The organism is Rugamonas sp. GW822-FHT03B10, assembly GCF_058801745.1.
Genome location: NZ_JBXANP010000009.1, coordinates 19263 through 44835, shown reverse-complemented (window position 1 = coordinate 44835; position 25573 = coordinate 19263). Strand labels below are relative to the sequence as shown.

The 25573-nt window shown below is 63.5% G+C and carries 19 protein-coding genes and 1 pseudogene; 16 read left to right on the top strand and 4 right to left on the bottom strand.

What is annotated here, in order from left to right; translation table 11 throughout:
• Positions 1-89 precede the first annotated feature (89 nt).
• The 10 genes and pseudogenes from tssM to AC1RQG_RS15935 all read left to right on the top strand — a co-directional run.
• Positions 90-3959, top strand: a complete 3870-nt coding sequence (gene tssM / locus AC1RQG_RS15980; protein ID WP_493133167.1) for a type VI secretion system membrane subunit TssM — start codon at positions 90-92, stop codon at positions 3957-3959.
• Positions 3956-4924, top strand: a complete 969-nt coding sequence (gene tagF, locus AC1RQG_RS15975; RefSeq protein ID WP_493133005.1) for a type VI secretion system-associated protein TagF — start codon at positions 3956-3958, stop codon at positions 4922-4924. The genes tssM and tagF overlap by 4 nt, the downstream gene beginning before the upstream one ends.
• A gap of 20 nt (positions 4925-4944) precedes the next feature.
• On the top strand, positions 4945-5718 hold the full coding sequence (locus tag AC1RQG_RS15970) for an OmpA family protein (RefSeq protein WP_493133004.1): 774 nt from the start codon (positions 4945-4947) through the stop codon (positions 5716-5718).
• 90 nt (positions 5719-5808) lie between these two features.
• Positions 5809-7647: a type VI secretion system baseplate subunit TssF gene (tssF, locus tag AC1RQG_RS15965; RefSeq protein ID WP_493133003.1), complete on the top strand. Its 1839-nt coding sequence runs from the start codon at positions 5809-5811 to the stop codon at positions 7645-7647.
• A complete protein-coding gene (gene tssG, locus AC1RQG_RS15960; RefSeq protein ID WP_493133002.1) occupies positions 7611-8684 on the top strand; it encodes a type VI secretion system baseplate subunit TssG in 1074 nt (357 codons plus the stop codon). Before tssF ends, tssG begins: the two co-directional genes overlap by 37 nt.
• 100 nt (positions 8685-8784) lie before the next feature.
• The gene (locus tag AC1RQG_RS15955) at positions 8785-10944 is read left to right on the top strand and encodes a type VI secretion system Vgr family protein (protein WP_493133001.1); all 2160 of its coding nucleotides are present in this window, start codon (positions 8785-8787) and stop codon (positions 10942-10944) included.
• A gap of 7 nt (positions 10945-10951) precedes the next feature.
• Positions 10952-12283 carry a DUF2169 family type VI secretion system accessory protein gene (locus AC1RQG_RS15950; RefSeq protein ID WP_493133000.1) on the top strand — a complete coding sequence of 444 codons (1332 nt, stop codon included), beginning with the start codon at positions 10952-10954 and terminating at the stop codon, positions 12281-12283.
• Complete coding sequence (locus AC1RQG_RS15945; RefSeq protein ID WP_493132999.1) at positions 12280-13428, top strand: DUF4150 domain-containing protein; 1149 nt, start codon at positions 12280-12282, stop codon at positions 13426-13428. Before AC1RQG_RS15950 ends, AC1RQG_RS15945 begins: the two co-directional genes overlap by 4 nt.
• A complete protein-coding gene (locus AC1RQG_RS15940) occupies positions 13425-14006 on the top strand; it encodes a hypothetical protein (protein WP_493132998.1) in 582 nt (193 codons plus the stop codon). The genes AC1RQG_RS15945 and AC1RQG_RS15940 overlap by 4 nt, the downstream gene beginning before the upstream one ends.
• Positions 14007-14135: 129 nt before the next feature.
• A pseudogene (locus tag AC1RQG_RS15935) lies at positions 14136-14255 on the top strand (IS5/IS1182 family transposase); the annotation flags it as partial.
• Between the two features lie 406 nt (positions 14256-14661).
• Here AC1RQG_RS15935 and AC1RQG_RS15930 read toward each other — a convergent pair.
• Genes AC1RQG_RS15930 through tssJ form a run of 3 tightly spaced genes read right to left on the bottom strand, consistent with a single transcriptional unit; the run spans position 14662 to position 17517 of the window.
• Positions 14662-15567: a DotU family type IV/VI secretion system protein gene (locus tag AC1RQG_RS15930; RefSeq protein ID WP_493132997.1), complete on the bottom strand. Its 906-nt coding sequence runs from the start codon at positions 15565-15567 to the stop codon at positions 14662-14664.
• On the bottom strand, positions 15564-16907 hold the full coding sequence (gene tssK / locus AC1RQG_RS15925) for a type VI secretion system baseplate subunit TssK (protein WP_493132996.1): 1344 nt from the start codon (positions 16905-16907) through the stop codon (positions 15564-15566). Before tssK ends, AC1RQG_RS15930 begins: the two co-directional genes overlap by 4 nt.
• Positions 16908-16929: 22 nt before the next feature.
• On the bottom strand, positions 16930-17517 hold the full coding sequence (tssJ, locus tag AC1RQG_RS15920) for a type VI secretion system lipoprotein TssJ (protein ID WP_493132995.1): 588 nt from the start codon (positions 17515-17517) through the stop codon (positions 16930-16932).
• A 271-nt stretch (positions 17518-17788) separates the two neighbouring features.
• On the opposite strand from tssJ, the gene AC1RQG_RS15915 reads away from it, so the two are divergent.
• The 6 genes from AC1RQG_RS15915 to tssA all read left to right on the top strand — a co-directional run bounded on the left by AC1RQG_RS15915 (position 17789) and on the right by tssA (position 24805).
• Positions 17789-18382 carry a tetratricopeptide repeat protein gene (locus tag AC1RQG_RS15915; protein WP_493132994.1) on the top strand — a complete coding sequence of 198 codons (594 nt, stop codon included), beginning with the start codon at positions 17789-17791 and terminating at the stop codon, positions 18380-18382.
• 13 nt (positions 18383-18395) lie between these two features.
• Complete coding sequence (tssB, locus tag AC1RQG_RS15910; RefSeq protein ID WP_493132993.1) at positions 18396-18902, top strand: type VI secretion system contractile sheath small subunit; 507 nt, start codon at positions 18396-18398, stop codon at positions 18900-18902.
• Positions 18903-18906: 4 nt separating this feature from the next.
• Positions 18907-20415, top strand: coding sequence for a type VI secretion system contractile sheath large subunit (gene tssC / locus AC1RQG_RS15905; RefSeq protein ID WP_493132992.1), 1509 nt, complete (start codon positions 18907-18909; stop codon positions 20413-20415).
• A gap of 32 nt (positions 20416-20447) precedes the next feature.
• Positions 20448-20939 carry an Hcp family type VI secretion system effector gene (locus tag AC1RQG_RS15900; protein ID WP_493132991.1) on the top strand — a complete coding sequence of 164 codons (492 nt, stop codon included), beginning with the start codon at positions 20448-20450 and terminating at the stop codon, positions 20937-20939.
• A 177-nt stretch (positions 20940-21116) separates the two neighbouring features.
• The gene (gene tssH / locus AC1RQG_RS15895) at positions 21117-23732 is read left to right on the top strand and encodes a type VI secretion system ATPase TssH (RefSeq protein WP_493132990.1); all 2616 of its coding nucleotides are present in this window, start codon (positions 21117-21119) and stop codon (positions 23730-23732) included.
• 14 nt (positions 23733-23746) lie between these two features.
• Complete coding sequence (tssA, locus tag AC1RQG_RS15890) at positions 23747-24805, top strand: type VI secretion system protein TssA (protein WP_493132989.1); 1059 nt, start codon at positions 23747-23749, stop codon at positions 24803-24805.
• 56 nt (positions 24806-24861) lie between these two features.
• Here the strand turns inward: tssA and AC1RQG_RS15885 are convergent, their stop codons facing one another.
• The gene (locus AC1RQG_RS15885; protein WP_493132988.1) at positions 24862-25530 is read right to left on the bottom strand and encodes a PEP-CTERM sorting domain-containing protein; all 669 of its coding nucleotides are present in this window, start codon (positions 25528-25530) and stop codon (positions 24862-24864) included.
• Positions 25531-25573: the final 43 nt, after the last annotated feature.

The window sequence follows — 25573 nt, the reverse complement described above, 5'->3', positions numbered from 1 at the left end:
GCCCGCTCAAACAATTGCCACGGTGGCGGTGGCACCATGGCTCGGTCTGCCTGCATCTTCCCCCACCCCAACCTGGCGGCCCGCTCATGATGCGAAGAATCTGGTACTTCCTGCTCGATAGCCGCAAGATGGCCGTTGTGGGTTTCATCGGCCTGCTGGCGCTTCTTTACTTTGGCGCCGCGGCGCTGGAGCTGACCTTGCTCTGGACCTTGGCGGCGCTGGCCACCGCCGTGCTCGCCTGGGCCGCGTGGTACGGTTGGCGCTGGTACCGATCCCGGCGCGTGTCGCGCGCGATGGGGCAGGTGATCAGTGGCGAGGACGGCGACGCCGCCGCCTTTGCCGCCGCGCCGGCCGCGACGGATGGCGACAATGGGGCGGCCACCCGCGCCGAGGTCAGCGCCATCCGCGACAGCATGCTCAAGGCCATCGCCACCATCCGGGGCTCCAAGATGGGCATGGTGTCGGGCGCGCGGGCCTTGTACGAATTGCCGTGGTATATGATCATCGGCAATCCGGCCGCCGGCAAGAGCAGCGCGATCACCCATTCCGGCCTCCAGTTCCCGTTCGCGGACGGGCAGATCGTGCAAGGCGTGGGCGGCACCCGCAATTGCGACTGGTTCTTCACCACCGACGGCATCCTGCTCGACACGGCCGGGCGCTACGCGGTGGTCGACGATCACCGCGACGAATGGTTCGGCTTTCTCGACCTGCTGAAGAAATACCGCAAGCGCGCACCCATCAACGGCATCATCATCGCTGTCAGCATCGCCGAGCTGCGCGGCGACGATCCCGAGGCCGGCATCAAGCTCGCGCGCAGCCTGCGCAAGCGGGTGCAGGACTTGATCGAACGGCTGGAGGTGTTCGCGCCCGTGTACGTGGTGTTCACCAAGGCCGATCTGATCGCCGGCTTCGGCGAGTTCTTTGCGCAAACCGAGCGCAGCGAGCGCGAGCGCGTGTGGGGCGCGACCATGCCCTACAAGCGCAAGACCACCAGCCAGCAGTTGCTGACCTTCTTCGACCAGGGTTTCAGCGAGCTGTGCGATGGCCTCAGGGAAATGAGCCTGGCCAATATGGCGATGCAGCGGCGTGAGTCCATGCCGCCCGGCGTGTTCACGTTTCCGCTGGAGTTCGCCACCATCCGCGCCGCGCTGCGGGCCTTCCTGGCCACGTTGTTCGAGGAGAACCCGTTCCAGTTCAAGCCGGTGTTCCGCGGCTTCTATTTCACCAGCGCGCTGCAGGAAGGACGGCCGGTCAGCGCCGAGTGGCGGCGCACGGCCGAGCGCTTCGCGCTGCAGCTACCCGCGTTGCCGCCGTCCGATCACAGCGGCCAGACCGGCTTCTTCCTGCTCAAGCTGTTTCGCGAGGTGGTCTTCGCGGACAAGGATCTGGTGGCGCAATACGCCAGCAAGAGCAAGGTGCAGCTCAAGTATGCGGTGTTCTTCGCGTCCGTCGTCCTGCTCGGCGCATCGCTGGGCGGATGGAGCTGGTCCTACCTGGGCAACAGGCAACTGGTCAGCAACGTGCAGGCGGATCTGGACAAGGTGGTCAAGTTGCAGGAGCAGCGGCTCGACCTGCAATCGCGGCTGGAGGCGCTTGATATTCTGCAGGACCGAATTGAACAGCTGGACAGCTATCGGCGGCGCCGGCCGTGGTCCCTGCGCATGGGCTTGTATCAAGGCGAACTGCTGGAGCGCAAGCTGCGCGAAGAATACTTTTCCGGCGTGAAGGAAGTGATGCTCAAGCCCGTGGTCGCCAACCTGGAGGCGATGCTGGCGGAAATGAACGCGCACGCCGATCAGCTGCAGGCCGTGGTCCGCGCGGCGCCCGATGCGCATGACGGATCGGGCATGGCGCCGGCCGCGTCCGCCGCCGCGTCGTCCGCCAGCCAAGCCGGTGCGCAAGCCGGTGCTCAGGCCGGTGGCACGGCCGCCTTCGCGGCGACCCCGCCGGCAGGCGGCCCGACCCCGCGCGCGCCGGTCGCCCAACCGTATCTCGACGCCTCGCCCACCAACGCCGAGGATGCCTACAACGCTCTGAAGACCTACCTGATGTTGGTCGACAAATCACACGCCGAGCCGAGCCACCTGAACGACCAGCTCACGCGCTACTGGCGCGGCTGGCTTGAAAGCAACCGGGGCGCGATGCCGCGCGAGCAGATGATACGCAGCGCCGAACGGTTGATGACGTTCTACCTGGCGCAGATCGCCGATCCGTCCTGGCCGCGCGTGGAGGAAAAGCTGGCGCTGGTGGACCAGGCCCGCGAGAACCTGCGCCACGTGGTGCACGGCATGCCGGCGCGCGAGCGCGTGTACGCCGACATCCGCGCGCGCGCCGCCACCCGCTTTCCGGCCATGACGGTGGCGCGCATCGTCGGCGAGCAGGACCAGGCGCTGGTGGCGGGCAGCCATGCCGTGTCCGGCGCCTTCACCCGCGAGGCGTGGGAAAAATATGTGGACGGCGCGTTCAAGGAAGCGGCCACGCACGAATTGCAAAGCGCCGACTGGGTGTTGCAGACGGCGGCCAAGGACGACCTGACCCTGGAAGGCAGCCCCGAGCAAATCCAGAAAGGCCTGGTGGATCTCTACAAAGCCGACTATGCGCGCGAGTGGAAGCAGTTCGTGCAGGGCGTGACCATCGCCGACCTGCGCGGCTTCGACGCGGCCGTGGCCGCCATGAACCGGCTCGGCGATCCGCAATCGTCGCCGCTGGCCAAACTGCTCACCACGATCTACCAGCAGACCACGTGGGACAATCCTGCCATGGCCCAGCCGGGCATGCAGGAGGCGCGTCGCGGCGCCTTCGATTGGATCACCAGCCTGTTCTCGCGCCACGCGCCGGTGCCCGTGTCCGGCGCCAGTCTCGCCATCGATCCGGCCCGCTTCGAACGCCCGATGGGGCCGGTGGGACGCGAGTTCGCCGGCGTGGCCAAACTGGTGGCGCCCAAGGAAAAGGACGCTTCGCTGATGGGCTCGTATCTCGACGCCCTGTCGCGCGTGCGCACCCGGCTCAACCAGTTGAAGAACCAGGGCGACCCCGGCCCCGGCGCGCGCCAGCTGATGCAGCAGACGCTCGAAGGCAGCGGTTCGGAACTGTCCGACGCCTTGCGCCTGGTGGATGAGCAGATGCTGACCGGCATGAGCGACAGCCAGAAGCAAGCCATCCGTCCCATCCTCGTGCGGCCGCTGATGCAGACCTTCGCCGTCATCATCGGCCCCAGCCAGACGGAGATCAACAAGACCTGGCTGGCCCAGGTGTACGACCCGTTCCAGAAATCGCTGGCCAACAAATACCCGTTTTCGGCCACCTCGCGCATCGAGGCGAGCAACGCCGAGATCGCCCAGTTCTTCGGCCCGGACGGCGTGATCGCCAAGTTCGTCACCGGCGCCATGGGCCCGCTGGTGGTGCGGCGCGGCGACGTGCTGGCGCCGCGCACCTGGGCCGACATGGGCATCAGCCTGGCGCCGCAAGTGGTGGCGCGATTTCCCGGCTGGATCGCGCCGATCGGCGCCGGCGGCGTGGCCACAGCCTCTGCGGCGGATCAGACCGTGTTCCAGATCCAGCCGATGCCGGCGCCCGGCACGCTGGAATACACGGTCGAGATCGACGGCCAGCAACTGCGCTATCGGAACACGCCCGCGCAATGGAGTAACATGGTCCATCCGAGCCCGCAGGGGGCGCCCGGCGCGCGCATCACGGCCGTCGCGTTCGACGGCCGCAGCGTGGACATCTTCAACGAGCCGGGCCAGTTCGGCCTCAAGCGCATGATCGACGCGGCCAGCAAGCAGCGCAAGGATGGCGGCGTGTACGAATTGCGCTGGACCAGCGGCGCCATCACGGTGGCGCTCGACCTGAAGATCACCAGCAGCCCCGAAAGCAATGGCCGCGACGGCGGCGCGCCCGAGGCGCAAGGCTTCCGGGGCATGAGCTTGCCCGAAACCATCGTCGGGGCGGCGCCATGAAGCGCGCGCCGCAGGCCACGCGGGTCGGTTACTTCGGCAAGATTCCCGCCCGCAGCGATTTCATCAAGGCCGTCGACAACCCCGCCCTGGCCGCGCTGCTGGACCAATGGCTGGCCGAAGTGATGAACCGGCTCACGCTCAACCCGCGCTGGCGGCAGCACTACGACGCGCTGCGGCCGCTGCCGTTCGCCTTCGTCGGCAACCGCAGCCGGCGCGCCATCGCCGGCCACATCGTGTCCAGCGGCGACCAGTCGCAGCGGCGTTACCCCTTCCTCGTCATGAGCGCGCTGGAGGTGCACGAGCCGCCCGCGTTCCTGGCGCGCAGCCCGCTGGTGCTGGCGCCGTTGTGGGAAGCGTTGGCGCCGCTGGCGGCCGAAGTGCCGGCGTCGGACGATCCGGCCCCGGCGCTGCACGCGCTGGCGGCTACCGTGGTGGAGCTCGATCCCGACGACCCGGACCACGCGACCGCCTTCACGCGCTTTCTCGATGGTCACGATGTGGCCAGTCTGCAAGCCATGCTGGCGAATGCGCCGGTGCGGCAGATTGTGCTGGCGCTGGGTTTGCTGCTACAGCCGGTCAAGGGCGACGGCCAGGCCAGCCTGGACCGCAGTCTGGCGCTGCCGCTGCCGGACGAGCCGCGCTATCGCTACCTGGTGGCCGCGTTCTGGCTCGACCTGATGGCCCCGTTCCTGCGCCACGGCGAATTCGAGCTGTGCCTGTTCTTCGCCGACCTGAACGAGCAGTACGTGCTGGTGGTCGGCTTCAATGGTGCCGCGCCGGAAACGCTGCAAGCAGTGATCGATCCGCAATGCGTGGACGAGCAGCAGGTCACCTTGCACGAGGCCGACTGGGTGGAGCCGTACCTCGATGGCGACCAGCGCGTCCGCCAGCTGGCCGCCTACCTGGAGCAGGGCCAGTTGTCGCTGCGATCAGTCCAAGCGCTGTTTCACGAAACATTTGCCTGACTTTGCCACGGAGGTCATCCATGCGCGCGATCGTTTTGCCATTACTATTGGCGGCCGCAATCCCAGCCTCGGCGCAAGTGCCGGCGCCGGCCACGCCCATGCCGGGCCAGGTGCTGGTGAGCGGCACCGTGCCGGACGAGGCCAGCAAGGCGGCGATGCTGGGCCGGCTGCGCGAATTGTACGGCGCCGACCGCGTGGTCGACCAGATCGCGATTGGCCGGGTGGTGTTGCCGCCGAACTGGGTGGCTTATGTGCAAAAGCTGATCGGCGCCGACCTCAAGCTGATCAGTAAAGGCCAGCTCAGGATCGACGGCAACAACGTCAGCGTGCATGGCGAGGTGGCCAACGAGGCGCAGCGCCAGCAGATCGCCAGCGACTTCGCCACCAGCCTCAACCCGACCTACACCGTCAACAATGGCTTGCGCGTGAGCGCCGCCGAGCAGAACCTGCTGGACGCCACATTGGCGCGCCGCATCATCGAATTCGACAGCGGCAAGGCCACGCTCACGCCGTCGGGCCAGGCCATCCTCGACGAGATGGCCGGCGCCTTGCACAAGGTCAAGGACAGGAAGGTGGAAGTGATCGGCCACACCGACAACGTCGGCCTGCGCGAGAGCAACGTGGCGCTGAGTCTGGCGCGGGCGGAAGCCGTGCGCAGCTACCTGGCCGGGCGTGGTGTCGATCCCGGCATGGTGACGGTGTCGGGGCAGGGGCCGGACCGGCCCGTGGCCGACAACGCCAGCCCCGACGGCCGCGCCCGCAACCGGCGCATCGAGTTCCGGGTGGCGCAGTAGGGCGTCAAGAGTCTGAACTTGCGCGCGGGCGGCGGGACGATAAGCCGCGCCGCGCGATCGCTGGTTAGAGCTTGAATTCGGGGAGGACGGATGGAGCGTTTACTGCCTTACTACGAGCGCGAATTGAGCATGCTCCGGGAGTCCAGCCAGGATTTCGGCCGGAAGTATCCGCGTATCGCGGGGGAATTATTGGGATTGGGGGAGGCCGGCTGCGATCCGCATGCCAGGATGGTGATACAAGCCTTCGCATTGATTGCGGCGCGCATCGAAAAGCGACTCGATGATGACTATCCCAAGTTCACCGAGTCATTGCTCGAATCCATCTATCCCCACTATTTGCGGCCGTTTCCCTCGTGTTCCATTGTTTGCCTGAACGCGGGCGACGAGCCTGGAGCCGGAGCGGGCAGCGATCAGTCCATTCCCCGGGGAACAACATTGCGTTCCGCGCCCGTGCGCGGAGTGCGCTGTCAGTTCCAGACCACCAGCGCGGTGGCGCCCGTGGCGATCAGCCTGGACCGCGTGCAATTCTCATCCTTCATCGACGCCCCACCGGCGATCCGCCTCCCTGCCGGGGCTGGCGCGGAGATCGGCATTGCGATGAGCGTCAAGTCACTGGAAGAACTGCGTAAGCCTGGCTGTTTGACGGTACGCATCTATCTGGACGGCGAGCCATCCTTCTGTGCCGCGCTGCGGGATACCCTGTTCATGCGTGTGTGCGGCGCGTTTGTCGAAGTGGGGGGCAATTGGCGGGTACTGGAGCGGCTGCCGATCCGCTCGGTTGGCTTTGCCGAGGACGAAGCGCTGATCCCGTTCCCAGCGCGATCCCATATCGCTTACCGTCTTCTCACGGAGTACTTCGTCTTCCCCGAGAAGTTCAATTTCATCGACATCGACTTGAGCGAGCTTACCACGCTGCTGCCATCCGACTGCCGCGCGTTCACCCTGCGCCTTGCCGTCAGAAACGCGGCGGCAGATTCCAGCGTGGCGCGTGCTCTGGGTTCGCTGTCGGCTAAGAACTTCGTTCTCCAATGCGCGCCGATCATCAACCTGTTTCGCAAGTCCGGCGTGCCGGTGCAGATCGACCGCAAGAAGCCAGACTACCCGCTTCTTGCCGATGGACCGCACCCGGCGGCCTACGAAATCCACAGCATCGAATCGGCTCACTTGCTCAAGGAAAGTGCAAAAACAGACGGCCTCTCGGAGCTCAAGCCATTTTACGGACGGCATCATGGCCAGGGCGAAGATCATCATGCCCGCTACTGGATAACGCGCCGTGACGGCAGCATGGAAAGGCGGGCCCCGGGGCATGAACTGCGTATCGCACTGGTCGACAGCGAATTGGATACGCTCGCCATCGACCCGCAGACGCTCACGGTGCAGCTTCTCTGTAGCAATCGCGATTTGCCGGCGGCGCTGAGCCACGGCGCCGGCGACGGCGATCTGTCGGTCGGTAAAGGCAGCGCCACCGCCACCGCACGGATGTTGCGCAAGCCCAGTCCGAGCTACCGTTTCGCATCTGGCAATGGTACGCATTGGCGGCTCATATCGCATCTGTCGCTGAATCATCGCTCCTTAACGGAAGTGGGGTTGGAGGAATTTCGCCAGATGCTCACACTGTACGACCTGCCGCGCTCGGCGGTCACACAGCGTCAGATACAGGGGGTATGCGGCCTGCGGTACAAGGTGGTCATGGGTTGGGTACCGGGCGAGCCATGCTCGACGCTCATGCCGGGGGTGGAAATCCGGTTGACGCTCGATGAAGACGCGTTTGTCGGTGGCGGCATCCATTTGTTCGCCGAAGTCATCGACCATTTCTTCGGCCTGTATTGCCAAGTCAATGTGTTCAGCCAGCTGCTGGTGTTGTCGAAGAAGACCGGAGAGGAATTGCTGCGATGCCCACCCCGTACTGTGATGACGACCTTGGCCTGATCCAGCAGTTGTTCGAGGCCCCCTATCAATTCGATTTCTTCCAGGCCGTACGGCTGCTGGAGGAGTGGCTTGGGCAGCATGGCATGCCACGGGACGCCGTGCTGAAGCAGGTGCTGCGCTTCCGCAACAGCGTCGCCATGCATTTCCCCGCCAGTGCCATCGAGGCGCTGCACGCCCGCCATGGCGAGGTAGACGGCGTTGACCTCGACGCCATCATGGACAGCGTGCGCGAGCGGGAAGGCAGCGTTCGCATCGACATGACCCCGACCTTTATCGGTTTGCTTGGGGTGCAGGGCGCACTTCCGCTTCATTATTCCGAGCGTATCGCTGCGCACCAGCAATCGACCGGGGACGAGGGCGCGCGTGCTTTTCTCGACCTATTCAGCAACCGCTTGGTGGCGCTGTTCTACAAGGCTTGGCTCAAACACCGGCTGGAGCTGGCCGACACCGAGCGTTTGCCGGATCGGCAGTTGTCCTTATTGTTGTCGTTGATCGGCGATGTAAGGGGCGGCGCCAGTCAACCGGTTGCCGACGAAGTGGCCGCGTTTTATGCCGGCGCGCTGCGTCAGCGTCCCGTTTCGCCCGCAGCATTGCAAGGCGTGCTGAACGACTATTTCAGGGTGCCTGTCCACGTTGAACCGCTGCAGGGATGCTGGCAGGCGTTGGAACCTGCGCTCCAGGCCCAACTGGGCGGCGACAATGCCTGCCTGGGAGAGCGTTGCGTGCTTGGTGCCGCTACCTGGCGGCGGGACTTGCGGGTCCAGATCCGGCTCGGCCCGCTGAGCAAGGCGCAATACGATCACTTCTCACCTGACTCGACGGGCGCACGGGCGTTGAAGAATTTGCTCTCCATGTTCGCGGCCCCGACCCTGCAGTTCCAAATCCGCCTGATCCTGCGGGCCGAAGATGTGCAGCATGTCGTCCTGGGCGCGGCGCCCGATAACGGCGGCGCGCGGCTGGGCCTGGATGCCTTTCTCGCCGGGCCGTCCACGGAAGAGGATAGGGACGATCTTAGCTATGTACTTGATCAGCTCTAAGCCGGTCCCGGCGGCAGTCTGCGATTGCGCAAGATGAGTTTTGGTTGCGCTCGCTAAAGTCTGCTTTGCGCCCAGCGTGCGCAGAGGAAGGAGCACCCACATGAACCTATTGCAAGGCGCCAGCGTCATCCTGTCGGCCCTCAACGCCGATAGCCAGGAACGGCGCATCCTGCGCCTGGACTTTCCCCGCGGCGACGGGCCGGCAAGCATCATGCTCGCGAACGTGTTTTCAGGACAGGAGACGCTGTCGCGCGACTTTCATTACACCGTCGAAGTGCTGTCCGATGATGCCCATATTTCGCTGAAGTCCGTTATGGGCAAGATGGTGACGATTTCGCTTGTGCTGAACGATGGTACGTTGCGCTACTTTAATGGCTACGTGTTTGAATTTCGCTTCGTTAAAACGGATGGTGGCTTCGCCGTCTATGAAATGGGCTTGCGGCCTTGGCTGACGTTCTTAAGCTTGGGCAAGAATAGCAGCACCTTCCAGAACGTCCTGCTCGCCGAAATGATCGAGCAGGCTGTCGTCGATTGCCCGCAACGCGACTACAAACTCCTTCTGACAAAAGAGTCGCCGGTGATCACGCTGGCCATACAGCACAACGAAAGTGACTACAACCATCTCTATCGCCGGCTGGAAGCAGCCGGTTGCCATACCTGGTACGAACACCGTTTTGACGGCCACACGCTATGGATCAGCGATGACAGCACACTCGCTGATCCGATCGACGGCGTACCCACGATGCAGTTCCAGAACCAGGCTGGCTCGCAGGAGGATGACGGCGTATCGCAATGGAGCCCAGTGAGACGCGTCTGCCCGCAGCGGGTGATGGTCAATAGCTACGACTTCAAACGCGCCGGCACCGAGCGTCCGGCGCGCGATTCCATGAACCAGCAGGGCGAGGTACCCGAGATCGAAGTGTTCGAGGACACTGCCGTCTACGGTTTTCGCAACTACGAGGACGGCGAACAGTTGGCGCAACGCTTGATGGAGGCGATCGACGCCCGGGGGCAGGACTTCCAAGCCGACAGTAACGACCGTCGCGCCCAGCCTGGCCGTTGCTTCCAGTTGACAGGCCATTTCAGCGCCGACGCGCTCAACCCGGCCAGCGACATTGGCCAGCGCGAATACCTGATCCTCACGGTTCAGCATAGCGCGACCAACAATTACCAGCATGGTGGCACGCGTCTCTCGTCCTACCAGAACACGTTCACCTGCCTGAGAAAGACCACACCGTGGCGGCCACAGCGCGGCTTCAACAGCGTCGACACGCGTATCTATGGCGTGCAGACGGCGATCGTGGTCGGCCCCAAGGGGGAAGAGATACACACGGACCAGTATGGCAGGGTGCGCCTGCAGTTCCATTGGGACCGGGAAGGAAAATTTGACGACGGCAGCTCACCCTTTGTCCGCGTGGCGACCTTGTCGGCCGGGGCTAATTTTGGCCACGTGTCGATTCCCCGGGTGCGTCAGGAAGTGGTGGTGATGTTCATCGACGGCAATCCCGACCGGCCGCTGGTGGTGGGCAGCCTGTACAACGAAGATCATATGCCGCCTTGGGCGCTGCCGGCCAACAAGACGCAAAGCGGCCTGCTGACCCGCTCGACCAAGGGCGGCACGGCGGCGAACGCCAACGCGCTGCGCTTCGACGACCGCAAAGGCGCGGAGGAGGTGTGGCTGCATGCGGAGAAGGATCAGCGCATCGAAGTGGAGCATAACGAATCGCACAGCGTGGGCAACGACCGCAGCAAGACCGTCGGGCATGACGAGACGGTGGAGGTCAAGCATGACCGCATGGAGACGGTGGGCAATGACGAAAGCATCACCGTGCACGGGAGGCGGACGGAGCGGGTGGACGGGGATGAAAGGATCGACATCGGCGGTGATCGCATTGAGCAGGTCGGGGCTGATGAAACCGTCAACATCTCCGGCCGCAAGGTCGAGTCGGTTCACCAAACCAAGCTGGAGAGAGTCAATCTGGCCAAGGCGCTGGAGGTGGGCGGCGTCTACGGGGTCTTGGTGGGCGCGTCCATGTCCACTAATGTGGTGGGGGCGCAGGTCGAACTGGTCGGCGCCGTCAAGGAAACCAAGGTTGGCGGCAGCTATCTGATCAGTGTCGCGCAGTCTTTTCAAGTAACAGTGGGCGAAGCTAGTCTGACGCTGAGCGGCGACGGCACCGTGTCCATCTCCGGGGCACGCATCGACATCAGCGCATCCGGGCCGGTACGCATCAACGGCAAAGACGTGAACATCAATTGAGCGTGCGATGGACGTCATTAATCACACCCCATTTCCAGCGCAGACATTCGAGGCGGAGGACCAGCATGAACAGGTGTTCCAGGTGTTCGTGCTGAAACAAACGCTCAGTTTCGCCGCTGGACAGCTAGAGTACGCGGGAAAGCAGGAACCCCTGTGCGCCACCGAGAGAGACTTTGGCGTGGGGGCGGACGGTGTGCGGCAAGAGTCGGATTATTGTCCGTTTAAGCCGAAGTGCGACGTGCTCGTTAACGCAATTGCGCGCGCGCCTAGGGGCAAACCGGTGGAATGCTTCCACGTGCGACTTAGCGTGGTGCGGGGAAGCGGGACGAGCGCAAAGAAGTTGATCGAAAAGACGTTGCGCGTGCTGGGGGAACGCCACTTCAGAAAAAGAATGTGGCCAGTGCGGTTGCTGCAATGGGTAGTCAAGTGCCTAACGCTGACGTTGATCCGACCCAACCCGTGGAAACTGACGCGTGCCGTGCCGTTCAATGCGCTGCCGTTGCGCGACGAACATACATATGGTGGACAGTGTCGCATCAACGAGGGGGAGCGGGACGCTCGCTGGGTACCGAAGGCCCACCGGCTTACGCCGGAGCAGCAGGTCGAATATGCGAACACTGGTGGCGCCGCGCGACCCGTCGCCCATACGGTGTTTGAGGCCAATCCCGTCGGTGTGGGTTATGCGCCGCATTGGTATCTGAAGGCTGCGTTGAAGTCGAAGGTGCCGGCTCCTCGAATCGAGCTGATAGGAGCGGAGCTGACTGCCAAGCAATTTTGGCGCTTGCAAAGGCCGACGAAGAACACGGTTCAGGTGGAGCCGGCCGGCTTCGGCGTCCGCAGTAAATCGCATCCGGCCCGTCGCGTGTTGCTAGGTAAAGCCACCAACGCCTTCGCCCATTCCAAGGCGCGGCTGCCGCAAGACTTTGACTTCGGCTATTGGAATGCCGCGCCGCTGGATCAACAGCTTGATGCCCTGATCGGCGGCGATCAGATCGAGCTCGTAAACCTATGCCAGCCGGATACGCCTGATCTGCATATTGATAAGGTCGGACATGCTTATTGCCGCCTTACGCTGCCCGAGCATGAATGTTTCATTTCCTTGCATGGGGCGGACGGGGCGGCCTTATCCCGCGCGTTGGTGATCGATACCGTGTGCATCGAGCCGGAGGAATATGCGTTGACCTTGGTTTGGCGAGTGACCCTGTCCAAAGATGAGGTCGCTGGAATGGACGGCTGCGAATTCTGCATGCGTACCTTCGGCGATCGGGATCGGGACCGGCATGATCACGCATCCCAGCAGGGAGCCTTCGGCCACTTTATGGACGGGGTCGCGTCATGAACGACCGGCTGAAGTTATCCGACCCCAATGGCGACGCAGAAGTCGACCGAATAGCGGTTGCGCTTACACAGAAGGAAGATGCTGATCACATCCGAACACTGCAAAAAAATATCGCAGCGCTTCAAGTGAAGCTGGCAAAGCAGAAGGCCAATGGCGGACTTGGCGCAGAGCGCGGCGGCAGTAACAAAGTCGGTGCTCGCAAACACGCCAGCTTCATGGCCATCAGCACCGCGCCTTCCATCAACTGGACGCCACTCGGCCCGACCAAGGTGCCGATCGCATATCCGACGGTACAAGATTTGTCCAGCAGCGTGAACACGGCGCGGACCGTCAACTTCAATGGCTGTCCTGTTTATCTGCTCGACGCCAGCACGCAACCGCACTGCACCGGGGACGAACGCGGCACGGCAAAGGGGATTAAGTCCGGCACCGTCAGCGGCGAGGTCAAACCGCTAAAGGGCAGCAGCACGGTGCGGATAGAGGGCAAGCAGGTAGTGCGGGATGGTGATCCTTGCACGATGAATGAGGGGAACAATCCTGGTATTTACGTGGTGGTATGCCAGCCGAGTTCGGCACCGCCGAAGACTGCAATTGAAACGTCCAATCCACCGACGGCGCGTGGCGGCTTCCCAGCCAAAATGAAGTCAGAATCAGGCGATGGTCTGAAAGTGCAAAGTCGGGAAATTACTCCTGAACAAACAATGCTCTTGACAAAGGGGGACTTTATGGGGTTTTGGCGCTCTCGCTATTGGGATAGTAATGATCCAGTAGCACGGACCGCTTTGATTGGCTGGGGACAGCCGGGCGTGGTTTACTCGCCACAAGTTTTTGAAAGGGTGGCTGCATCGTTCACATGGACAATGTTAGGCCAATACTTGCAGAAGGTTAATAATGTGGCAAACGTAAACAAAGAAATGCAGAAAATTGGCCTTGATTTGGCGCGCGCGCATGCGTTGGCCGTCACAAAAGATATTGCTGAGAACCATGGGGTTCCGGGACTGCTAAGTCCGAACCAAGTTGCTGCATATCACTGGCAAGTATTTCAATCACATCAAGTGCCACCAGAATTATTTGGTGGGACAATGTTGGGAATCCCAGCCGGAACATATAGTGAAATTTGGTGCAATGGGTGCGATAAAAAATGAAAATAAAGATTCTTGTATTCCTCCTTTCTATTTTTATGGGTTTTATGTTGATATTTTTTTCAAAAATTAGAGTGTGTATTGCGGGAACAAGTTTTTCATTCCCACGCAGATATATTGTCGGGGCGCCATATTTGATCAATTATAAATTATTGGATTCATCTAGCGGAGTATTTGTGCAGATCCCAGGCGGACCATATTATGGAAAGTGGGGCTTTCTTCTCCAATCTAGTTACGACATAAAGGGGACAGGCAATCCAATGGCCGATATTGCTGAGAATAGTCATGGAGACAGAATTGGTTGCATATCGGAAATGGATTTTGAGATCGATGCCCACACCGGATGGTTCTATTGTAAAAAAAAATCACTTGTTCGTGGATGGTATTTTAGAAAAATACCTGGGAAATCAGAGAATATTTATTCGATAAATACTGCAATATGCCAGGATGACGGCGTGTGCTCACTTAACTTTAATTTTAAATCAATAGATGTTGAAGTTCCAGTCAGATTTGAGAAACTGAAGAATGCGTCAAAAATTGTTGAGGATGCAAATGCAATACTTGGAAAATATTTGGATTAGGATTTTAGATGTTTAGTTCCATGTGGCGTTGTTGCATAAGCCATCGCTCGGGCAGGGCTGACTGACGTTTACTCGCAACGGTGCGTACCGCAAGGCTGTGAACTTTGGACGAAACTGCGTAGATTCTTGTTGACCGGCCGGGAACTGACCGCGAGTACGAGAGGGGCGCTGGCGACCGAGGTGGCAGTTCGCGTGGGCGTGCTCAACCGCATGACCGCACTTGCCCGCCCTCAGTCCATCCGGAGTGCGCCTGCACATAGCTCAGCCTTGGAGCATGATGCTCAACGGCAGTGCGCGAGGCTTCGCAAGTTGCTTTTCGATCCCATCTGTCCGACAGGCATAGGCGGGCGAAGTCGGGTAAGTAGTTGGCGATGGAATTGGCGCAGTGGGGATGGCCTTCCAATTCATCTTCGGCAAATCCAGACCGGGCATTGAGCAATACTTCTAGGTTGCGTGCGATAGATCGCTTGAATTGCTGAAGGGTCACATGTGTGGCGGCTGGCTGTTCCAACGCGGCGTTGGTTTGAGCGATCATCCGGTCCTAGATGCTAAATGTATAAATGGCTTCTTTCGACTGCACCGTGCACCACTTCTCGCTGCCAACTTAAAGGACAGTCGACATCGTCGGTACGTCACAGGCTGAGTAGTTCCTGCTTTACGGCAAAACAATCGTCACATTCGCCGGCCGTGGCGCGAGCTTGATGAGGTCTGCATAGGCCGCCATGCTGTTCTGCGTGCTGTGATCCAATGACGATTTCATGCCCACGAAGACCCCAAGCGCGATCGCCGCGAACACGGCCGAGAACGCCCAAAGCGGCACTTCGCCGCGCAGCTTATTGATGATCTGATCCGGCCGCTCCGCCTGCGGCGCGAAGCCGTGGCTCTTACCTTTGATGTGGGCGATTTCCTCGCCCAAGCGGGCCGTCAGGTAGGCGAGCTTGTCGCCCGGCTCGTGGATATACATGCCTTTGAATCCAAGCAGCAATATCATGTGAAACACCTGCAGCGCTTGCAGGCGCGCGCCGCCTTTGCTGCGCAGCGCTTCCAGCCGGTCGAAGAAGTGGTCGCCCGCCAGTTGATCGCCAAACACCGAGAGTTGCAGAGGGTGCTCGGCCCAGTATTCACTCATCATCAGCCTGGCGCGCAGGACCATTTCGTCGAAGGCCGCGCAGAACGCATACTTGGCGGCCAGGATGTCATCGCCATTGGCGCGAATCTTGCGCGCTTCGCGGTCAAATTCCGCCAGGAAGTCGTCGATCTTTTGCTTGAGTAGCTTGGCGTCCAATGTTCCCGCGTCTAATGCGCCGGATGGCTGGTGTTTCGCATCCGAGGCCATTTCCGCTGTCTGCGGACCAGGCATCGCACCGCGCGACGCCGCCGCGCGCTCTTCCACGGCGAGCTGATGCGGCGGCTTCGCACCGTTCTGCAACATGAACAAGAGGTAGAGCCCGTCTTGCAGCAGATCCAGCAACGACTTCACGTGCCCTTCGCGGGGGCGGTCGTCCCGGCGCTGGTTGCCTGTGAGTGTGGACGAGGTCCGTCGGTCGGTGGACGTATTCATGCCGTCACCGCCAGCAGGTCCAGCCGCAGGTCGTCGAATCCTTTCGGCGCGTAGATCGTGATCGACTGCGCCTTCAGCATTTGTTCGTACAACTTGCCTTTGGCCTCCAGCGCGAAATAGTAGGTGTCGGGCCGCACCGGGATGCTGGCCGGCACTTGCGGCACGTGCAGAAGGTTTATCCCCGGCAGCGCCGCCATCACGCATTTTTCGACATCGTCCGGCGCGCCGATCTTGAGCCTGCGCGGCACCACGTCAACCAGTTCGAGCGCCGGCATAGTGGCGCTGACCGCCAGATAGAGCGTGGTGTGCTGGTCCAGCTTGCCGGAGTCGAGCATGCCGCTGTGGAAGCAGGTCTTGTTCTCCTGGATCGGAATCGGGAAGCACTTGGCGGAGATCACAGTGTCGAGCAGCGTCCGGATCATGGCGTCCAGGTCTGCGAAGCAGGCGCCGATGTCGTCGTGCAGGTATTTGGGGACATTGGTAATCGAAAACATTTTGGAATAGGTCATGAGCGCACCAGCCAGACTCAACAGCGCTTCAAACAGCCGTTCGGGATGCAGTCCGGGGTTGTGCAGGTAATGCGTCAATGCGGTGGCGTGGGTGCTCACCGTGTGCAGCAGCCAGAACGAGGCGACGTCGGCGGAGCGGAATTCGATCACGTTGGGGCGCGGTTCGCGCAAAGTTCCTTGCAGCGAATCGGCTTTGGCCTGCAAAGCCTCCAGCAGTTGCGTGAGTCCGGCTAGCAGGGCTGGCGCGCTGTCGACTGACAGGCTGGGGGGAATGAACGAGGTGTCCTTCTCGAAGCCGCCGGAGACGGCCCGCCGCAGCTTGATGATGGGGAAGCAATCATAATCCCCCAGTGGGGTGAGGCTTGAAATCAGGATGATGTTCTTCCTCAGGTAGCGTATCGGTTTCGGATCGCCGTCCGCCAACTGATCGGCCGTCGCCCGTTCCGTTTGGCTGTAGCGCGTCCGTGCGCCGGGGCCGCCGTGCGGCGTGACGTTGCTGCCGCCAGTCCAGTCGGGCATGGCGGCGTAGTAGGTGATGTCTTGTACGTCCGATGGCAAGGCACTGAGGTCGATGGCGGCGGGCAGGGGATCGTTGTCCGGTGCGTCAACGATGTCGCCAGTGTGAAAAATCGCCGACAAGGCGAGTAGGCGCAATTTGTTGATCTTCAGGGCTTCCCGGTCCCATGTCACGCCCCGCACGCCCCATAAATAGGGCTGTAATGTGCTGGTGATTTGAGACAGGCATGCTTCATGGTAGCGGTCTTGTTGCTGGAAATGTTGAGGCAGCAAGAATTGGCCCTGGGCCCAAAGAACCTTCGACGGTTTGCTCATGGTTGCTCCTGTCATCAAAGAACTATCGGCAGCGTACGGGCGCCAGTGGCTGGCTCACCGGCGCGCCGCCGTCCGGTTGGGCGCCGCTACCCGCGCTCAGCGCGCAGGCGTGGGCGCCGATGGTGATGCCGTCCCTCTCCGCGTCGGTGGCCGCGAACGCCATGCGCCAGCGCTGTTCGGCCGGCGCTCGGAACAGGGCCACCACGCCGATGTACGCCGCTTCGCGCGTCACCTTCTCGACTACATCGTAGTGTTGGCCGGGCACCAGCAACACTTCCTTCACCTCCAGCAAGTCATTGCCCAACAGCTCGTGTTCGGTGTGAGCGTTCAGGAAGCTGCCGTAACCGATCTGGCGGAACGTGGCGTCCTGGCGCAGCTTGTAGATGCGCGCCACCAACGCCAGCGGATGACCGTCGGTATCCGTGTTGAGGTTGGGGCTCGCGTGCAGCCGGATCGCGACGTTGCGCGGCGGCTTTTGCGCGTCCGGCAGTTCGGGCGGCTTGCGCACGCCGATCATCTCCAGCGCCGTGCTGGCGATCGAGCCGGCGGCACAACCCGACAACGTCAGCACGGCGGCCAGGCACAGCAGGGCATGGGGTGGTCGGTTCATGGCTTCTCCAGGCGACCTTGCCATTAGAACCAAAGCGGCCTGGTCGGGATTTGCGGCCGCGCAAGGGCCGCGCACCTTGCCGGCGGCGCCGGGCGCGCCATGCCGGGCCGCCCGCGCCGCACTGCGCCAGATCAGTCCGGAGCGCGATAGCCGGCGCCCTGACGCGCAATGCAACTTGCCTTGAGCGCGCGCAATTGCGGCCTCAACCATTGATGAATAATGGCCTCCACCCCGTCCGCCTCTCCACATTCGTTCCACCAGGGAGCAAATCATGAATCCGATCCGAACATCTCTACCCGTCCTCGCCTGCGCGGTGCTGCTGTCCGCGTGCGCCACCGATGGTGAACAAGTGCGCGCCGAGCGCGCGCAACCGGTCACACTGGACCGGGCGCTGGCCGAGGCCGACACGGCCGTCGCCGCCGGCCAGGCCGACAAGGCGCAAGTGATCCTCAAGAGCGCGGCCAGCACCTATCCGGCCGACAAGCAGCCGTGGCTGCACCTGGCGCAAATGAAGTTCGACCGCGCCAGTTACGGCGAGGCCATCGCCAACGCGCTGGAGGCGTTGCAGCGCGATCCGAACGACAAGCTGGGCAACAGCATCGTGGCCGTCAGCGGCCTGCGGCTGTCGACCAAGGCGTTGACGGACCTGAGCCGGCAGAACAATCTGAACGGTTCGCTGCGGTCGGAGGCGCAGGACCTGGCCAGCCTGCTGCGCGCCAGCCTGGGCGAAGACGTGCTGGTGCCGCCGGCGCCGCGGCATGTGCCGGTCCATACGCGGCGGAGCGCGAGGTCCACCGCGCATCATCCGGCCGACAAGCCCGATAACGCGTCGGCCAGCACCGATCCGTTCGGCGGCCTCAAATAATCCGGGAGCGATCATGGCTAATGGAGACAGCGTACAGAAGCGTCTGAGCAAGGTGCGCGCGCCGCGCGTGCAGATGACCTACGACGTGGAAATCGGCGACGCGATGGAGAACAAGGAGCTGCCGTTCGTGGTCGGCGTGGTGGGCGACTTCGGCGGCAATCCGGACGTGGAGCAAAAGCGCCTCAAGGACCGCAAGTTCGTCAACGTCGACAGCGGCAACTTCGACGAGGTGCTGGGCGGGGTGGAGCCGGTGGCGCGCTTCCAGGTGCCCAACCAGCTCAGTGGCGACGACAGCACGTTCGCTGTCGAACTGCGCTTCCGCTCGATGGCCGACTTCCGGCCCGAGTCCGTGGTGCAGCAGGTGGCGCCGCTGCGCGAGCTGCTGGAGGCGCGCGGCAAGCTGGCCGACCTGCGCAACAAGCTGGCCGGCAACGACAAGCTGGAGGACATCCTGACCGAGGTGCTCAACAACACCGACCAGCTGTCCGCCCTCCGTTCCGACCAGCCCAGCAAGGAGTGACGCCATGTCCGCCCAATTACAAGCGGCGCAAGCCGCCGTCGTGCCCGATGCCGCGTTCGACGCCGCGTTCGACGCCGATAAGCTGCTGGACCAGATCGTCGAGCGCAGCAAGGTCGCGAAGTCCGGCACCGAACACGCGCGCGCCAAGGACATCATCTCGGAACTGGTCAGCCAGGTGCTGCGCGGGACGGTGGTGGTGTCGAACAATCTGTCGGCCACGCTCGACGCGCGCGTGGCGGAGCTGGACCGGCTGATCTCCAGCCAGTTAAGCGCCATCATGCATGCCCCCGCGTTCCAGAAACTGGAGCAGAGCTGGACCGGGCTGCACTACCTGGTGAAGAATTCGGCCACCGGCCAGGGGCTGAAGATCCGCATGCTCAACGCCACCAAGCGCGAGCTGGTGAAGGATTTCCAGACCGCGCTGGAGTTCGATCAGAGCACCATGTTCAAGAAGGTCTACGAGGAGGAATTCGGCACCTTCGGCGGCGCGCCGTACGCGGCCCTGCTGGGCGACTTCGAAATCTCGCGCCAGCCCGAGGACATGTATTTCATCGAGCAGATGTCGCACGTGGCGGCGGCCTCGCATGCGCCGTTCATCGCCTCGGCCGCGCCGGAGCTGTTCGGGCTGGAAGGCTATGCCGACCTCGGCAAGCCGCGCGACCTGGCCAAGGTGTTCGACACGGTGGAATACGCGAAGTGGAAGGCGTTCCGCGAATCGGAGGATGCGCGCTACGTGGGCCTGACCTTGCCGCGCTTCCTGGGGCGCCTGCCATTCAACCCGGTCGATGGCACCACGGTGGAAGGCTTCAATTTCGTCGAGGAGGTGGACGGCACCGACCACCACAAGTACCTGTGGTGCAACGCGGCCTATGCCTTCGGCGCCAAGCTGACCAAGGCCTTCGACGACTACGGCTGGTGCGCGGCCATCCGTGGCGTGGAGGGCGGCGGCCTGGTGGACGACCTGCCCACCCACACCTTCAAGACCGACGAGGGCGAGGTCGCGCTCAAGTGCCCGACCGAGGTGGCCATCACGGACCGGCGCGAGAAGGAGCTGAGCGACCTCGGTTTCATCTCGCTCGTGCACTGCAAGAACACGGCCTACGCCGCCTTCTTCGGCGCCCAGTCCACCCAGAAGGCGCGCAAGTACAACTCGGAGGCGGCCAACGCCAACGCCGTGCTGTCGTCGCAGCTGCAGTACATCTTCGCCGTCTCGCGCATCGCCCACTACATGAAGGCCATGATGCGCGACAAGATCGGCAGCTTCAACGCGGTCGCCAACGTGGAGGATTTCCTCAACCGCTGGCTGATGAAGTACGTGCTGCTCGACGATAACGCCAGCCAGGAGCAGAAGGCCCAGTTCCCGCTGCGCGAGGCGTCGGTGCAGGTGCACGAGGTGGCGGGGCGGCCCGGCGTGTACCGCGCCGTGTCGTTCCTGCGGCCGCACTTCCAGCTCGACGAATTGTCCGTTTCCCTCCGACTGGTCGCGGAGCTGCCGCAGTCGACCAACACCTGAAGCTTTCCCAACCAACGAACGAGGAGCGCGCAATGGCAATCGACGTCTACCTGTACATTGAAGGCATCAAGGGCGAGTCGGCCGACGACCGCCACAAGGACTGGATCGAATGCAAATCGGTCAACTGGGGCGTGGAGCAGCCGAAATCGGCCACCGCCTCCACCGGCGGCGGCCACACGGCCGAGCGCTGCGAGCATCGCGACATCGTGATCAGCAAACTGGCCGACCTGTCCTCGCCCATCCTGCTGCAGACCTGCTCGGCCGGCAAGACCATCCCCAAGGCCAAGTTCGAATTCATGCGGGCCGACGCCCAGGGCGAGCGGGTCAAGTACTTCGAGATCGAAATCGACAATGTGCTGATCGGCCAGGTCACGCCGTCCGTGGAGGAGGGCGACATCCTGGCCGAGCAGGTGGGCTTCAAGTTCTCCAAGGTGCGCTGGAAGTACACCCAGCAACGCATCAGCGGCGGCGCTGGCGGCAACACGTCCGGCGGCTGGGACCTGTCCAGCAACCGCGTGGTCTGATCCTCGCCATTAAGTCAGACCCGTCGTTCCCGCGAAGGCGGGTACCCATAGGGCGCGCGCGCTGCGCAAACGCTTAAGTTCTATGGATTCCCGCCTGCGCGGGAATGACGGGTAACGGCGAGGGGCTGGTTCTTGTTCCTCCCGTCCCCTCAAATCTCACGTTCGCGGAGCGACAGCATGGGCATCAACCTGAAGACGCTGATCGGAAAACTGAACGACACCACTCGCCAGGCCGCCACCCGCGCCGCCGCCATCTGCGTCGGGCTGGGGCAATATGAAGTGGACGTGGAACACTTGTTCCTCGCCTTGCTGGAGCAGGAGCGCAGCGACGTCGCCGTCATCGCCCGCCGCTGCGACATCAGCCTGACGGGCCTGGACGCGGATTTGCGGCGCGAAGTGTCGGGCTTCCGCAGCGGCAGCAGCCGCACGCCCGTGTTCTCGCCCCACTTGTCCGCGCTGCTCGAACATGGCTGGTTGATCGCATCGCTGGCCACGGCGCAGCCGCACGCGATCCGCAGCGCGCACCTGTTGCTGGCGCTGTTGACGGACCCGGAACTGGCCCAGCTGGCCGCGCGCGCCTCGCGCCAGTTCGGCCGCTTCCCGCTCGAAGGCTTGAAGCACCAGCTGGAAAAATACACGGATGGCTCGCAGGAAGCGCTGCCCATGTCGGCGGCCCCGGTTGAGGAATTGGATGCCGATCCCGTCGTCCAGGTGGCGGCCCGCACGCCGGCGCTGGACCAGTACACCAGCAACCTGACGCAGCTGGCCCGTGATGGCAAGGTCGATCCCGTCATCGGGCGCGACATGGAAATCCGTCAGTTGATCGACATCCTGATGCGGCGCCGCCAGAACAATCCCATCCTGACCGGCGAGGCGGGCGTGGGCAAGACGGCCGTGGTGGAAGGGCTGGCGCTGCGCATCGCGGCCAACGATGTGCCGCACACCCTGCAGGGCGTGGCCATCCACACGCTGGACATGGGTTTGCTCCAGGCCGGCGCCAGCGTCAAGGGCGAGTTCGAGAACCGCCTGAAGAATGTGATCGACGAGGTCAAGAAAAGCCCGCACGCCATCATCCTGTTCATCGATGAGGCCCACACCATGATAGGCGCGGGCGGCCAGGCCGGGCAGAACGACACGGCCAACCTGCTCAAGCCGGCCCTGGCGCGGGGCGAGCTGCGCACCATCGCCGCCACCACGTGGGGCGAGTACAAGAAGTACTTCGAGAAGGACGCGGCGCTGGCGCGGCGCTTCCAGGTGGTCAAGGTCGAGGAACCGTCCGAGGAGATCGCCTGCGCCATGCTGCGCGCGATGGTGCCACTGATGGAGGGCCACTTCGGCATCCGCATCCGCGACGAAGCCGTGACGGAGGCCGTGCGGCTGTCGCACCGCTACATCAGCGGGCGGCAGTTGCCGGACAAGGCGGTGGGCGTGCTGGACACGGCCTGCGCCCGCGTGGCGCTGGGCCGGCATGCCGTGCCGGTGGCGGTGGAGGCGGCGGCCCGCGCCCAGGAGCGCAGCGGCGCCGAAATCGCGGCGCTGGAACGCGATGGCGAGGGCGGCGGGGCTGGCGGAATCGGCGCCGCCGCACGCATGCGGCAACTGCGCGAGGCGCACGAAGCCCAGCGCGAAGAACATGCGCGCCAGCGCGCGCGCTGGGAAGGCGAGCAGGCGCTGCACGCCGAGATCGTGCGGCTGGAGGGCGAGGGCAATGCGGCGGAGGCCCGCGCGGCCAGGGACAAGCTGGCCGCCCGGCAGGACGGCGCGGTGATGGCGCCGCTGGAGGTCGATGCCGGCGTGGTGGCGGGCGTGGTCGCCGGCTGGACCGGCATCCCGCTCGGCAGGATGGTCAAGGATGAAATCCGCACCGTGCTGCGCCTGCGCGAGGCGCTGTGCGAAAGGATCGTGGGTCAGGACCATGCGCTGGCGGCCGTGGCCCAGCGCGTGCGCACGGCGCGCGCCAGCCTGGACGATCCGGACAAGCCGAAGGGCGTGTTCCTGTTCGTCGGCCCGTCCGGCATCGGCAAGACGGAAACGGCGCTGGCGCTGGCCGATCTGCTGTATGGCGGCGAGCGCAAGCTGATCACCATCAACATGAGCGAATACCAGGAGGCGCACAGCGTCTCCGGCCTGAAAGGATCGCCACCCGGCTATGTGGGCTACGGCGAGGGCGGTGTGCTGACCGAGGCGGTGCGCCGCAATCCCTACAGCGTGGTGCTGCTGGACGAGATCGAGAAGGCCCACCCGGACGTGACGGAACTGTTCTTCCAGGTGTTCGACAAGGGCGTGATGGACGACGCGGAAGGACGCGAGATCGACTTCCGCAACACCATCATCATCGCCACGTCCAACGTCGGTTCGGCGGCCATGATGCAGGCCTGCCTGAACAAGCCGGCCGGCGCCCAGCCCGCGCCGGCGGAACTGGAGGAATTGTTGCGGCCCCAGTTGATGCGGCATTTCAAGCCGGCCTTCCTAGGGCGCCTGAAGATCGTGCCGTTCTATCCGCTCGGCGATGAGGCGCTGGCCAGCATCATCGGCCTCAAGCTGGCGCGCATAGGCCAGCGCGTGCGCGACAACCACCAGGCCGAATTCAGCTACGAGCCGTCGCTGGTGGAAGCGGTGCTGGCCCGCTGCACCGAAGTCGATTCCGGCGCGCGCAGCGTGGACCACATCCTGAACGGCACGCTGCTGCCCGAGATCGCGGAAGCCGTGCTGGCGCGCATGGCCGAAGGCGCGGCCATCGCCAGAATCAAGGCCGGCGCCCGCAACGGCCAGTTCAAATACACCGTCAAATAAGCCGGAGGCCAGCCATGTTCAGCATCGCGCAACTGCTTCTCCCCATCAGCGCCGCGCAAACCTGCGGCGAAGACCTGTCGTTCAGCAGCGAACTCGATGACATCGCCAAGGCCCGCACCTACGACGATCCCACGCTCGACCAGGGCGAATGGGTGGTCGCGCTGAAGGAGGCCGACTGGGGCTTCGTCGGCAGCCGCTGCGCGCGGTTGATCGAATCGAAGAGCAAGGATTTGCGACTGGCCGTCTGGCTGGCCGAAGCCCATGCCAAGACGCGCGGCTTGCGCGGCCTGGGCGATGGCTTCGCCGTGCTGGCCGGCCTGTGCGAACACTACTGGGACGGGCTCTATCCATTGGCCGATGATGGCCAGTTCGAGCAGCGCGTGGGCAACCTTGGCTGGCTGCTGGCACGCACGCCACAACTGTTGCGGGATATGGCCGTGACGGAGGAGATGGGCTACACCTGGGCCGACTTCGACGCGGCGCGCCAGCGTGCCGCAGGCAGCGGCGGCGCGGACAACCAGGGCTGGGGCAGCGCGCCCGACGCCGGCCTCGCGCTGGCCGATCTGGACGCGCAGCGGCGCCGTAACAGCGCCGGCTACAACGCGGCCTTGCTGGCGGACGCGCAATACTGCCTGGCCACGCTGGCCGATCTGGAGCAGGCCGTGGATGCGCGTCTTGGCGTGGACGGCCCGGCCTTCACCGCCGCCCGCGAGGCGCTGCAGGGCCTGATCCATTTCGTCGCACCGCTGGCCGGTGGCGTGCTCGCGGGGGAGTCGGACGGCCAGATGGAAGGGGCGCGTAGTGACGACCTGCGTCAGGCAACGGGCTATGGCAGATCACAGCCGGGAGAACCGCTGCGCAGCCGCGACCAGGCACTGGCCCAGTTGCGGCTGGTCGCCGACTTCTTCCGGCGCACCGAGCCGCATAGCCCCGTGGCCTATCTGGCCGAGAAGGCGGCCGGCTGGGGCGAGCAGCCATTGCATTTATGGCTGCGCGCTGTCGTCAAAGACCCTGCCACGCTGGCCAGCCTTGAAGACTTGCTGGGCGCTGCGCCGCCCGCCGCCAATGCGTAGCGGCGCTTGGTCGCGTTCAACCGCGCCAAATCGGGCCTGAAGGTGCCTGACTGCGCCTAGCTGCGCCGCCGGGCGACCACCACGCCCACGCCGGCCAGGCCAAGCAGCAGCATGGCGTAGGTGGACGGCTCCGGCACGGCCGGGGCAAAGGTGGCATAGCTGGTCGTAATGTGGCCCTGCCCCGGATCGGTCAGGTCGTACACCGCCGTCTTGCCGTAGTTGGTGGCGGTGGTATCGAGGAACATGAAGTACGATTCCGACCCCGGCGTCAGGTAGGGATCGCCCTGCGTGTGACCGAAGATGTAGTTGACGTAGCCCACGAGTGGCGTGCCGAAGCGGTAGGCCGAATCGGGCGCCACGTTGCCGAGGCCGTCGCTGCGCCAGTTCGCGTTATATTCGGGCGCGATGAAGTTCCCGAGCCGGAACGAACCGATATCGCCGGCCGAGCTGCGGTCGCTGATCACCCGCCAGTAGAAGTCCAGCGTGCCGTCGACGCTGGAACGCACCACGCGCGACTGCACCGTGCCCGACACGATCCCGCTGCCATTGTTGAACGAGAAGGCCTGCACCTGGTCTTCCAGCACAACGCCGGCCAGTTGCGGTTCGGCCGCCACGGTGGTGCCGGGCAAAGCGGTGTAGGTATTGATCGGCAGCGTGACGGCGACGGCGGATTGCATGGCGGCCAGCGCGGCGGCCACGGCGAGCAGACGGGGTAGGGTTTTCATGAATGCCTCCGGTTGATTGGTGTTGGTATGAGCGGGGGAAGAC

What these genes read in the sequence shown, in the direction of transcription:
- AC1RQG_RS15915 (WP_493132994.1), top strand. Translation starts at nt 17,789, where the DNA reads ATGAATCCGATCCGAACATCTCTACCCGTCCTCGCCTGCGCGGTGCTG.
- tssB (WP_493132993.1), top strand. Translation starts at nt 18,396, where the DNA reads ATGGCTAATGGAGACAGCGTACAGAAGCGTCTGAGCAAGGTGCGCGCG.
- tagF (WP_493133005.1), top strand. Translation starts at nt 3,956, where the DNA reads ATGAAGCGCGCGCCGCAGGCCACGCGGGTCGGTTACTTCGGCAAGATT.
- tssF (WP_493133003.1), top strand. Translation starts at nt 5,809, where the DNA reads ATGGAGCGTTTACTGCCTTACTACGAGCGCGAATTGAGCATGCTCCGG.
- AC1RQG_RS15955 (WP_493133001.1), top strand. Translation starts at nt 8,785, where the DNA reads ATGAACCTATTGCAAGGCGCCAGCGTCATCCTGTCGGCCCTCAACGCC.
- AC1RQG_RS15950 (WP_493133000.1), top strand. Translation starts at nt 10,952, where the DNA reads ATGGACGTCATTAATCACACCCCATTTCCAGCGCAGACATTCGAGGCG.
- AC1RQG_RS15885 (WP_493132988.1), bottom strand. Translation starts at nt 25,530, where the DNA reads ATGAAAACCCTACCCCGTCTGCTCGCCGTGGCCGCCGCGCTGGCCGCC.
- AC1RQG_RS15930 (WP_493132997.1), bottom strand. Translation starts at nt 15,567, where the DNA reads ATGAATACGTCCACCGACCGACGGACCTCGTCCACACTCACAGGCAAC.
- AC1RQG_RS15940 (WP_493132998.1), top strand. Translation starts at nt 13,425, where the DNA reads ATGAAAATAAAGATTCTTGTATTCCTCCTTTCTATTTTTATGGGTTTT.
- AC1RQG_RS15945 (WP_493132999.1), top strand. Translation starts at nt 12,280, where the DNA reads ATGAACGACCGGCTGAAGTTATCCGACCCCAATGGCGACGCAGAAGTC.
- tssH (WP_493132990.1), top strand. Translation starts at nt 21,117, where the DNA reads ATGGGCATCAACCTGAAGACGCTGATCGGAAAACTGAACGACACCACT.
- tssC (WP_493132992.1), top strand. Translation starts at nt 18,907, where the DNA reads ATGTCCGCCCAATTACAAGCGGCGCAAGCCGCCGTCGTGCCCGATGCC.
- tssG (WP_493133002.1), top strand. Translation starts at nt 7,611, where the DNA reads ATGCCCACCCCGTACTGTGATGACGACCTTGGCCTGATCCAGCAGTTG.
- tssM (WP_493133167.1), top strand. Translation starts at nt 90, where the DNA reads ATGCGAAGAATCTGGTACTTCCTGCTCGATAGCCGCAAGATGGCCGTT.
- tssA (WP_493132989.1), top strand. Translation starts at nt 23,747, where the DNA reads ATGTTCAGCATCGCGCAACTGCTTCTCCCCATCAGCGCCGCGCAAACC.
- AC1RQG_RS15970 (WP_493133004.1), top strand. Translation starts at nt 4,945, where the DNA reads ATGCGCGCGATCGTTTTGCCATTACTATTGGCGGCCGCAATCCCAGCC.
- tssK (WP_493132996.1), bottom strand. Translation starts at nt 16,907, where the DNA reads ATGAGCAAACCGTCGAAGGTTCTTTGGGCCCAGGGCCAATTCTTGCTG.
- tssJ (WP_493132995.1), bottom strand. Translation starts at nt 17,517, where the DNA reads ATGAACCGACCACCCCATGCCCTGCTGTGCCTGGCCGCCGTGCTGACG.
- AC1RQG_RS15900 (WP_493132991.1), top strand. Translation starts at nt 20,448, where the DNA reads ATGGCAATCGACGTCTACCTGTACATTGAAGGCATCAAGGGCGAGTCG.